This is a genomic window from Thiospirillum jenense (assembly GCF_014145225.1).
GTDB classification, from domain to species: domain Bacteria; phylum Pseudomonadota; class Gammaproteobacteria; order Chromatiales; family Chromatiaceae; genus Thiospirillum; species Thiospirillum jenense.
On sequence record NZ_JABVCQ010000047.1, the window covers coordinates 1 to 11,480 of the forward strand.

9 protein-coding genes are annotated in these 11,480 nt (G+C 46.1%); 8 read left to right on the forward strand and 1 reads right to left on the reverse strand.

The features are described 5' to 3' along the window. Positions 1-121: 121 nt before the first annotated feature. The 8 genes from HUK38_RS13845 (at position 122) to purD (ending at position 10,458) form a co-directional block, all read left to right on the forward strand. A complete protein-coding gene (locus HUK38_RS13845) occupies positions 122-436 on the forward strand; it encodes a DUF485 domain-containing protein (RefSeq protein ID WP_182584931.1) in 315 nt (104 codons plus the stop codon). Beyond that, entirely contained in the window at positions 436-2,172 is a 1,737-nt protein-coding gene (locus HUK38_RS13850; protein WP_182584932.1) for a cation acetate symporter, read from the forward strand. The genes HUK38_RS13845 and HUK38_RS13850 overlap by 1 nt, the downstream gene beginning before the upstream one ends. Before the next feature lie 335 nt (positions 2,173-2,507). After that, positions 2,508-4,949: an InlB B-repeat-containing protein gene (locus HUK38_RS13855; RefSeq protein ID WP_182584926.1), complete on the forward strand. Its 2,442-nt coding sequence runs from the start codon at positions 2,508-2,510 to the stop codon at positions 4,947-4,949. A 93-nt stretch (positions 4,950-5,042) separates the two neighbouring features. Further along, positions 5,043-6,032, forward strand: a complete 990-nt coding sequence (dusB, locus tag HUK38_RS13860) for a tRNA dihydrouridine synthase DusB (protein WP_182584927.1) — start codon at positions 5,043-5,045, stop codon at positions 6,030-6,032. Positions 6,033-6,095: 63 nt separating this feature from the next. After that, on the forward strand, positions 6,096-7,655 hold the full coding sequence (gene purH / locus HUK38_RS13865; RefSeq protein WP_182584933.1) for a bifunctional phosphoribosylaminoimidazolecarboxamide formyltransferase/IMP cyclohydrolase: 1,560 nt from the start codon (positions 6,096-6,098) through the stop codon (positions 7,653-7,655). Between the two features lie 43 nt (positions 7,656-7,698). Then, positions 7,699-8,532 (forward strand): acyl-ACP--UDP-N-acetylglucosamine O-acyltransferase, encoded by an 834-nt coding sequence (gene lpxA, locus HUK38_RS13870; protein ID WP_182584928.1) that lies wholly within the window; start codon positions 7,699-7,701, stop codon positions 8,530-8,532. Positions 8,533-8,551: 19 nt separating this feature from the next. Then, on the forward strand, positions 8,552-9,049 hold the full coding sequence (locus tag HUK38_RS13875) for a class I SAM-dependent methyltransferase (protein WP_238787682.1): 498 nt from the start codon (positions 8,552-8,554) through the stop codon (positions 9,047-9,049). Positions 9,050-9,177: 128 nt separating this feature from the next. Then, positions 9,178-10,458 carry a phosphoribosylamine--glycine ligase gene (gene purD, locus HUK38_RS13880; protein WP_182584929.1) on the forward strand — a complete coding sequence of 427 codons (1,281 nt, stop codon included), beginning with the start codon at positions 9,178-9,180 and terminating at the stop codon, positions 10,456-10,458. Here purD and HUK38_RS13885 read toward each other — a convergent pair. After that, positions 10,455-11,480 (reverse strand): type ISP restriction/modification enzyme (locus HUK38_RS13885; protein WP_182584930.1); only part of this gene is annotated, 1,026 nt, incomplete at its 5' end. The genes purD and HUK38_RS13885 overlap by 4 nt on opposite strands.

Below are 11,480 nucleotides of genomic sequence, written 5' to 3' on the forward strand. Positions count from 1 at the left end.
TTATTCAATTTTCAATTGTTGTTCATTGTGATGGCAGCTTACAGCATGGCACCATCAATTGCGCTTGAATAATGATAATCAACCATTTTTATTAACCTTGTTTTTACAACAGGAAATCTTTATGCACAACGATTTAGTTGCGGCAGTGAAGGCAAATCCGCGCTATCAAGAACTGGTTTGTTCGCGCCGCTGTTTTGCATGGAATCTCACCATGTTAATACTACTGATCTATTACGGTTTTATTCTAGTGATTGCCTTTGCACCGCAATTATTAGGTACGCCATTATCTGCTGGCGCTGTGACCACCATTGGTATTCCAGTTGGCGTCGTCATTATCATTAGCGCATTTATTTTGACGGGTTTGTATGTTGCGCGTGCCAATAGTCATTTTGACGCTCTCACCAAACAGATTCGGGAAGATGTGCAATGCAACTAATGCAAACTCACTCCAACATCCGCTGGGGATTATTATTAGTTTTATTAACCCCAGCATTTATCATCGCGGCGCCAAGTATTAGCGGTGACGTTGAAAAACAACCGTTAAATTACACCGCCATTGGCATGTTTTTAACCTTCGTTGCCATTACACTTGGCATCACCTATTGGGCAGCAAAGCGCACCCGTACCACTAAACAGTTCTATACCGCTGGTGGCGGCATTACTGGTTTTCAAAATGGATTAGCCATTGCCGGTGATTACATGTCCGCTGCCTCCTTTTTAGGGATTTCTGGCTTGGTCTTTGCCACTGGTTATGATGGACTGATCTATTCCATCGGCTTCCTCGTCGGCTGGCCAGTCATTATGTTTATGATTGCCGAGCAATTGCGCAATTTAGGCAAATTCACCTTTGCCGATGTCACCTCTTACCGCTTTGGCCAAACGCAAATCCGCACAATGGCAGCGATTTCTTCACTCATTGTCGTCGCGTTTTATTTGATTGCACAAATGGTTGGCGCTGGCAAACTCATTCAGCTCTTATTCGGTTTAGAGTACTGGATAGCCGTGTTCATCGTCGGGATTTTAATGATGGTCTATGTCATCTTTGGTGGCATGACCGCCACCACTTGGGTGCAAATCATTAAAGCCGTGTTATTACTCTCTGGCGCAACCTTCATGGCAGGTGCGGCGCTCTACGCATTCGGTTTTTCACCCGAAGAAATGTTCCGCCAAGCGGTTGAAACGCATCCAAAAGCCGCCGCTATTATGTCGCCTGGTTCATTAGTCAAAGACCCGATCAATGCCATTTCATTAGGCTTGGCATTAATGTTTGGCACCGCCGGTTTGCCGCATATCTTAATGCGATTCTTTACCGTACCTGATGCCAAAGAAGCGCGTAAATCCGTGTTTTATGCCACTGGATTTATTGGCTACTTCTACATTTTAACCTTTATTATTGGCTTTGCCGCCATCGTATTATTGTCCCAACATCCCGAGTTTTTCAAAGCGGGTGCATTAGCCGATGGAGCAGTGATTAAAGACCAATTGGTAAAAGGATTAGACGGTGGTACCAATATGGTCGCTATTCGTTTAGCCGAAGCATTAGGCGGCAATTTATTCCTCGGGTTTATTTCGGCGGTCGCCTTCGCAACTATTTTAGCGGTGGTCTCGGGATTAACCTTAGCCGGCGCTTCAGCCATTTCACATGACCTATACGCCAGCGTAATCGCCCGTGGTCGCAGTAATGAAACAACCGAATTGCGCGTCTCAAAAATTGCCACCTTTGGATTAGGTTTAGTGGCAATTGGATTAGGCATTGCGTTTGAAAGTCAAAACGTCGCCTTTATGGTCGGATTAGCCTTTGCAATTGCCGCCAGTGCCAATTTCCCCGTATTAGTTGCGTCTATTTTCTGGAGTAAAATGACCACTCGCGGGGCAATGATCGGTGGCTTTGTCGGGTTAATTAGCGCGGTGGTATTAACCATTCTGTCTAAAGCAGTTTGGGGTGATGTCCTCGGTCATAAGATATTAGATGCAGCTGGTAAAGAAGTCAGCGTTGGTTTAATTACCCTCGACAATCCGGCAATTATCTCTATTCCGTTGGCGTTTCTCTTTATTTGGCTGTTCTCGGTATTCGACCGTTCCGAACGCGCTAAAATAGATCGCGCCGCTTATGATGCACAGCGGGTACGATGTGAAACCGGGATTGGTGCGGAAGGGTCGGCTAGTCATTAAACCCTAATTCACAGTTGTATCATTGTGAAATCACTGATCGCGGCATTAAACGGTCGCGGTCAGTATGATGAAAGCCTGATTAATCCTAATTTATTCGATATTAAAAAGTTTAGACGTCCTGATCCGTACATGTATAGTTGTTAAACTGAGTTGGTTAATAAGGTGGGGGTGATTAAAAAACGTGGTACATCAAATCGAGAAACATTAACGTATTGGTATTTGAATTATTAATGAGGGTTTTATGTATGCGACTATTGATTAATAAATTCACACCTCGTTGGTCTGTTTTGCTCCCTGCAATAATCCTTGTATTATTGATTGCTGGCACTCGTAGCGTGAATGCAGAAGTCACGGTCACGGCGAATGATGGCAATTGGAATGCACAATCTGTTGTATTAAACAACACGCCCGAGGCCGAGTTAATGGTGCGCGTTGGCGACATTGATAACCTCGGCTTTGGTTGGCCATTACGATTTGATCCATTCTCCGGTGAAGATACCCCCGTACACGCCTATCCCTGGGTCAATAATCCATTAGATGCGCCGGGCACCGACCGTATTAGTGTCATTTCAAGTTATAGCTATGTTAGAGATAATACGCCCTGCGGTCGTGATGGTTACACCAGCAATACACTCCGTCCGGGCAATGTCGTTATTCCTATTGCTTTAGAGTATGCGAGTGCGCTAACTGGAATAACGATCTCATCCGCCGCCTTGCAATTATTTGTTGATGATTTTCAAGCACCTTATTTCTGCGCATCCTATCGCGTGAAAATTAACGGTGTGCGTATTCCAATTCTGGAAGCGGCGATTAACTCATTGGTGCAAACTGGCCCCATTGGCAAGTTAATTACCGTGCCTATTCCCCAAGAGTATTTATATCTATTCCAGAGCGGCGCAATTGCCATTGAGTTTGATGATGTCACCACCGGCGCCGGTGATGGTTATGCAGTTGATTTTATTAAACTGTTAATTAACCCCACTGCATTCGCAAAAACTGGCACCATTACCGGCACGGTGATTGATGAATCTACCCGCACACCAATTGGCGATTGTCAGGTATCAACATTGGGTAATGTGGCAACCCTGACCGATGCCGAAGGTCATTATACGTTGACTGATGTTCCGGCCGGCTTTGTTGCATTAAAAGCATTTAAACCTGGGTATACACAAGATCAAGAAGTGACCGATTTAATTGCAAATGCAGCAGTTGAAGTGCATTTCGCGCTGAACATTGACACGGCGCAGTATGCGATTAACGTCACGGCGCAACCAATAGAAGGTGGCACGATTGAAGGTGCAGGCGACTATACATCTGGTGACATGGCAACCGTACACGCTATTCCAAATCCGGGCTGGCAATTTATGCGCTGGTGGGAAGAAAATGAACCGCTGGAGAATACGCCGCTGTATGAATTCACCGTCGTTGAAGAGCGTGCTTTAATTGCTGAGTTTATTCCAAGCGATCATTTTAATCTCACGGTTATAAAAAGCGGGAATGGCAAAATTACCAGTGAACCGTCTGGTATTGATTGCGGCACAATTTGCAATGGACATTTCGCCGCCGGCAGTGTCGTTGAATTATCAGTCACGCCCGATGATCTATACCGCTTTGCCAATTGGGACGGCGCCTGTCATGGCAGTTTACCCACCTGCACCGTCACATTAGATCAAGCACAAACGGTATTAGCTAATTTTAGATTGATGCCATTTGCAATGACCGTGATTGGATCAGGATCAGTGACCAGTGAACCAACTGGTATTGAGTGTGATAGCAGTTGCGTCGGTTATTTCGCCGCGAATGCAACGGTGATATTCACTGCCACTGCGGCGGCAAATAACCAGTTTATTGGGTGGGATGGCGCCTGCGCTGATTTTGGTACAGCGCCAACCTGTGAATTAACTTTGAATAAAGCCCAATCGGCCAGTGTCAAATTTGAATCCATCGCACCCGCCGATCAATACGAATTGACGACAGTGGTCATTGGTAACGGTGTAGTTTCCAGTGAATCGGCAGGTATTGACTGCGATGCAAACTGTAGCAATTATTATGCGCCTGATACGCTCATTACATTAACGGCAACCCCGGGAACTGATGCGCAGTTTATTGGCTGGGGCGGTGCCTGTACTGGTAATGAAACGAATTGCACGATAACGCTCAACGAATCATTAAAGGTCGTGGCATTATTTAATGGCACCGTATTCACACGCGAAAGTCTCGCATGGCAAGTGACCGAGATTTATATTGCCACGCAGGGGTATGCACCAGATAATGAAGGGCTGCAATACTGGGTAAATAGAATTGAGACCGATTCTGTCTGGAATCAAACCACTGTCGCGCAAAGTTTTTTCGATCAGCCATTAGTCACGGCGAAATATCCTGAAAGCGACGGCTATGGTCGTTTTATTGATGCCCTCTATCGCAATCTCTTTGGGCGGGGTGCTGATACTGCTGGTTATAATTATTGGTTAGAGCGATTAGAATCGAGCCAATTTACCCGCAATCAAATGATTATTACCTTGCTACTCGGTGGATGGGATAATCCCAGTCCAGATGCGCAGGCGGATATGACACGATTTGCGCACCGCGTTGAAGTTGGCTTGGCATTCGCCGATTATCAAGCACAACATGGCATTGTGTATGGTCAATTGACTGATACCGATCAAGCCTATTTGCGTCAAGTTGGCTATGACATTTTATTGAATGTCACCGCTGATCCAGCGACACGCGATGCGGCAATTGCAACGATTCCTACGTTGTTAAGTCCGCTACATTAGGTTGCAACCAACCAGTTGGGTTAGGTGTATTTGATTATTGATTGCCTAACCCAACTATCATTCAATTAGACACGGATTTTATTTATTTGTCTAATGCAGACAACACCGCTTGCACCATTAAAACTTGGCAATTATCTGTTGGATGTTCCGGTATTATTAGCGCCAATGGCGGGCATTACTGACCAACCCTTTCGCCAGCTTTGTTATCAATTCGGCGCCGCATTAACTTATTCAGAAATGGTCGCGGCCAATCCCGCATTACGCACCACACGCACCAGTCAAGAACGGCTGGCTTATAACAGTGAACTTGGCTTACAGGCGGTGCAAATCGTCGGTAGTGAACCATTAGCAATGGCCGAAATGGCGCGCTTTTGTGTGAATCAAGGTGCGCAAATCATTGATATTAACCTCGGCTGTCCAGTGCGCAAAGTCTGTCAATTAACGGCCGGTTCAGCATTATTACGCGATGAAACGCGCATTGGTCAAGTATTCGCCAGCGTCACTCGTGCAGTGAATGTACCAATTACGGTTAAAACCCGTACCGGCTGGTCACCGCAACAACGCAATTTAGATCGTATTGGTCAATTGGCAAATGATTACGGCGTGGCGTTATTAACTGTGCATGGCCGCACTCGCGCCTGTGGCTATGCCACGCCCGCCGAACATTTGAGTTTGCGGTTATTACGCCAGCAATTCACTTCATTACCATTGGCGGCAAATGGCGATATTACTTCACCGCAACAGGCGCTGGCGGTATTAAATGAAACGGGTGCAAATACAATTATGATTGGGCGGGCGGCATTAGGGCGGCCCTGGTTATTTGCGCAAATACGGCAGTATCTAACAACGGGCGAGTTATTACCCAATCCGTCATTAGAAACGATGCGCGAGACAATTATGACTCATTTAGAATCGCTCTATTTGTTTTATGGTGAACAACGCGGGTTGCGAATTGCGCGCAAGCATTTACAATGGTATGGATGCAGCATTCCTAGTCTTGCCGCCGTCTGTCCTGAATTATTAAATCTTACAACCGCTGCTGAACAACAGGCGGCCGTATTGCAGGCATTGCAAATTGACTAATCAGTATCATTATCATTCAATGCTTGCGCTTTATTTCATCATCACGAGTAATGAATTATGGCGATTTACCCCATCCAACGCGCTTTAATTAGTGTGTCTGATAAAACCGGTATTCTGGAATTTGCGCAGGCATTATCTGCAAAAGGAATTGAAATTTTGACCACTGGTGGCACGGCAACGCTATTAAAAAATCATGGCGTGGCGGTGATTGAAGTGGCCGATTACACCGGTTTTCCTGAAATGATGGGCGGGCGGGTTAAAACGCTGCATCCGTTAATTCACGGTGGCATCTTAGGGCGGCGCGGTGAAGATGATACGGTAATGACTGCGCACGAAATTGGGCGGATTGATTTGGTGGTGGTCAATTTATATCCGTTTGAACAAACGGTTGCGAATCCCAATTGTGCATTAGCCGAAGCAATTGAAAACATCGACATTGGTGGCCCAACTTTATTGCGGGCAGCGGCAAAGAATCATGCGGCAGTGACGGTGGTTGTTAATGCAGCAGATTATTCGGTTGTCTTATCTGCATTGGCTGAAAACAATGGCGGCGTGGATGATGAGCTGCGGTTTAATTTAGCTGTGAAAGCCTTTGAACATACCGCCCGCTATGATGCCGCCATTGCGAATTATTTAGGGGCGCAATTGCCGAATAGCGACAGTGCATTCCCGCGTACTTTGACTTTGCAATGGCAACGACAACAAGCATTGCGCTATGGTGAAAACCCGCATCAAGATGCGGCATTTTTTATTGAATCAACTCAAACCGAAGCGAGTGTTGCGAGTGCGCGGCAATTGCAGGGAAAAGAATTATCGTTTAATAACATCGCTGATACGGACGCGGCATTGGAATGTATTAAACAATTCACCGCAGCGCCGACTTGCGTGATTGTTAAACATGCCAATCCATGCGGTGTGGCGGAAGGTACAACGCTATTAAATGCCTATGAACGCGCATTTAGCACCGATCCCGAATCGGCGTTTGGCGGCATTATTGCGGTGAATGGTGAATTAGATGCAGAGACGGCGCAGGCGATTGTGGCTCGGCAATTTGTTGAAGTGATTATTGCACCGCGAGTGAGTGAAGCGGCGAGCGCGATCATTGCGAATAAAAAGAATGTGCGGTTATTAGCCTGTGGCGAATGGACTGAACAGCGGGTGGCACGATTCGATTTCAAGCGCGTCACTGGTGGATTATTAGTGCAGACGGCCGATTTGGCATTGCATGGTGAATTGCGTACCGTAACTAATCGTGCGCCAACGGATGATGAATGGCGTGATTTATTATTTGCGTGGAAGGTGGCGAAGTTTGTTAAATCAAATGCGATTATTTATGCGCATAATCAAATGACAATTGGCGTGGGTGCGGGGCAAATGAGTCGTATTAATTCAGCGCGTATTGCGGCTATTAAAGCCGAACATGCGCAATTAGAAGTGCGTGGTGCGGTAATGGCATCGGATGCGTTCTTTCCATTCCGTGATGGAATTGACGCGGCCGCGGCGGCGGGGATTACTGCGGCGATTCATCCGGGCGGGTCAATGCGTGATGAAGAAGTGATTAACGCTGCGAATGAACATGGTATGGCGATGATATTAACTGGAATGCGGCATTTCCGGCATTAATTAAAGCGTTGCGCTGGTTTAATTCAAACGTCGTTAAATTATCATGGCAATTCATCCCACTGCAATTATTGAAACCGGCGCTGATGTGCATCCAACGGCGCAGATTGGTGCGTATTCCATTATTGAATCTGGCGCTGTGATTGGCGCAGATTGTATGATTGAAAGTTGTGTGCGGATTTATGGTATGGTGCGCTTGGGTAGTGATAATCGGATTGGACACGGCAGTGTGATTGGTAGTGAACCGCAGGCGCTGGGTTTTCAATCAGATCAATCAAAACCAGTGGTGATTGGCAATGGTAATCAATTCAAAGAGGGCGTCACCATTAGTCGTGGTATGAAAAATCCGGCCGGGACGCGAATTGGTGATCGCAATTATCTCATGGCTCAAGCGCATATTGGCCATGATTGCCAAGTCGGTGATGATAATATCTTTGCCAATGCCGCGACGCTCGGTGGACATGTTGAATTGGCGCATCATACGTTTTTATCGAGTCAAGTGGCGGTGCATCAATTCTGTCGTATTGGTGCGTATTGTATGATTGGCGGAGTGAGTGGTGTGACGCAAGATGTGCCGCCGTTTGTATTAGCGAATGGTCAACGGGCGCGTATTATTGGTTTGAATACAGTTGGGCTGCGGCGTAATGGATTTAATGCCGCACAGCGGCAGCAGATTAAAGCGGTTTATCGGTTATTCACGCGCCCCGGGCTATTATTAACCGACGCATTAACGCAAGCAGAAAATGATTATCCCAGTGCGGTGACAATGGAGATTGTTCATTTCGTGCGGTCGAGTCTTGGCAAGCGTGGAATCATTGCTTTTCATCGGCGGTCTGAATCAACTGTGACACCACTTGATTCGCGTCATTCAAACGATTGAATCATACGAGTTTAATTGAATGCCAACATTTCTTCACGTCGGCTGCGGTCAAAAACATAAAGCACAAACGACAGCGGGATTTAATACTGATGATTGGCAAGAAGTCCGGCTTGATATTGATTCATCTGTGGCGCCAGATGTGATTGGGACTATGCTAGATATGAATACCGTTTCCACCGAATCAATGGACGCGCTGTATTCAAGTCATAATATCGAGCATTTATATGCGCATGAAGTGCCAATTGCATTAGCTGAATTCAAGCGGGTTTTGAAATCAAACGGATTTGCAATCATTACTTGTCCTGATTTGCAAGCGGTATGTGCATTAGTGGCGGATAATAAATTGACTGAAGTTGCCTATACAGCGCCCGCTGGTGCAGTGACACCGCTCGATATTCTTTATGGTTATCGCCCATCATTGGCAAAGGGCAATTTATTTATGGCGCATCGGTGCGGATTTACGATGCGTGTTTTATTGGGTACATTAAAAGCAGCCGGGTTTATTTCAATGATCTGACGGCGGCGCCCATCGCCATTTTTTGATTTATGGGTCATTGCAACACTTGCTACAGTGACCGAAGCGCAATTGCGTACATTGGCGGATGCGCATTTACCGTGTTAATTGATTTTTATTAGGAATGGTTTATGAACGTTTTAATTATCGGCAGCGGCGGCCGTGAACACGCATTAGCCTGGAAGATTCGCCAATCATTATTAGCCGAAATGGTTTTTGTCGCGCCGGGCAATGCGGGAACGGCCGGCGAGCGTGGCATTATTAACGTGGACATTGATCCGAGCGATCATGGCACGTTAATTAACTTTGCACATGCTAATGAAATTGGATTGACCATTGTTGGCCCTGAAGCGCCATTGGTGGCAGGGATCACTGACATTTTTACAATAGCGGGCTTGTGTTGTTTGGGTCCAACGCAAGCGGCCGCGCAATTAGAAGGATCAAAAACCTTTGCCAAAGAGTTTATGACGCGGCATGGCATTCCGACCGCCGCTTATCAAAGTTTTAATAATGAACACGAGGCGCTGACGTGGTTACATGCAACGGGTGCGCCGGTGGTGATTAAAGCGGATGGCTTGGCGGCAGGTAAGGGCGTTATTTTAGCGCCGGATATGGAAACTGCTGAATTGGCTATTCACGATTTACTCGGGCGGCGACGCTTTGGTGCGGCGAGTAAACGAATTATTATTGAAGAATGGTTGCAGGGTGAAGAAGCGAGTTTTATTGCAATGGTGGATGGGCGTCATATTTTGCCATTAGCCACCGCGCAGGATCATAAAGCGCGGGATGATGGCGATCAGGGACCGAATACGGGGGGAATGGGTGCGTATTCACCTGCGCCAGTGGTGACGCCCGAATTGTATGATCGTATTATGCGTGAGGTCATTCAGCCAACCGTAGTGGGATTGGAATATGAAGGGCGGCCGTATTGTGGTTTTTTATATGCCGGTTTAATGATTAAGCCCGATGGAACGCTGTCTGTACTTGAATATAATTGCCGATTGGGTGATCCAGAAACCCAACCAATTTTAATGCGTTTACGCAGTGATTTTGTGTCATTATGTCTGGCTGCAACCAATGGTGAATTAGATCGCGTGACAGCGGAATGGGATGCGCGTCCGGCATTGGGTGTGGTAATGGCGGCGGGTGGGTATCCGAATGAATATCAACGTGGCGATGTGATTAGTGGGCTGCCTGATAATAAAAATACCGAATGCAAAGTGTTCCATGCTGGTACTCGTTTCAATGATGCGAATCAATTGGTCACGGCAGGCGGGCGGGTATTGTGCGTTACTGCGTTGGGGAATGATTTAATCACCGCTCAACAACGCGCTTATGCTACCTGTGCGGAGATTCAATTCAATGGCGCGTTTTATCGGCGTGATATTGGACATCGGGCAATTGGTCGTTAGTGGGTAGATAACCAAGTTAATTGCGCTAATTGCTGCATTTTATTCACCGTCGCCACGCTCACCCGGCACACTCGCGCCAATAACTCGATTACCTGTTCTTTATAATCGGCAAACTGATAAGTATTAAACTGCGCCCGAATGGTCGAGTCTTTGGGCGTCCGTTCTTTGTATTGATCTAATACCCATTCCAATGCCGAACGGGTGCCGAGTTGGTATTCCCAAGCAACGGCGGGAATTTCCATTAACGTGGTCGCACTGTCAATTTCAATCGTGCCATCAGTTTTATTCGCTTTTAACCGACATTTGGGCAGCGTTTTTATTTCCTGCTCTACCCGTTTTAATGGCCACGGCTGCACCGTTTCAAACTCAGCATGTAATTGCACTAATTCACCACCAATGCGCGACCATGCCCAAAAATCGGGATGGATTGGAATACGCGGGAATTCACTTTTCAAATTGAGCGCGAATTGCTCTCGATAGCGCGGGTCGTGCAATACCGCATAAACGTAGTCAAAAATTGCGCGTTTAGTAATGCTGGCGTCGTGATACTGCTGTTGAAAATAATTTAATGACCAATCGGTGATGTTGTCGTGTTGAGTGCCGTCGTCGGAGTAAGTGTAAAGCGGGAGGCATTGGTTTTTTTCAACGTATTCATAATCAGTTGGTTGATTGGAACTACACACTTGAAACGGTTTCATAGCTGAACCACCAGAAATGTTAATAATCCAATTCCGTTGGCTTAATGTTTGACCATGAATTGCATAATGCAATTTAGTGAAAACATCACTCACTAAAAATTCAGCATAAAACCGCTTTTTCATAAATGGTCGCCATAAAGACATAACCAATAATTTGGGATTGTATTGCAATCCTGTTTTTGCGCTGCTGAAGGCATTTCTTTTCAAATCTCTACTCCATTTAATAGAGTAGTCGAGTTTTTCAAGATCATCTAACCCAATTAACAACTGCTGATTAAATTTTTCAATAAAATATTGCACTTTGTTTTTTAAGGTCTGAACATC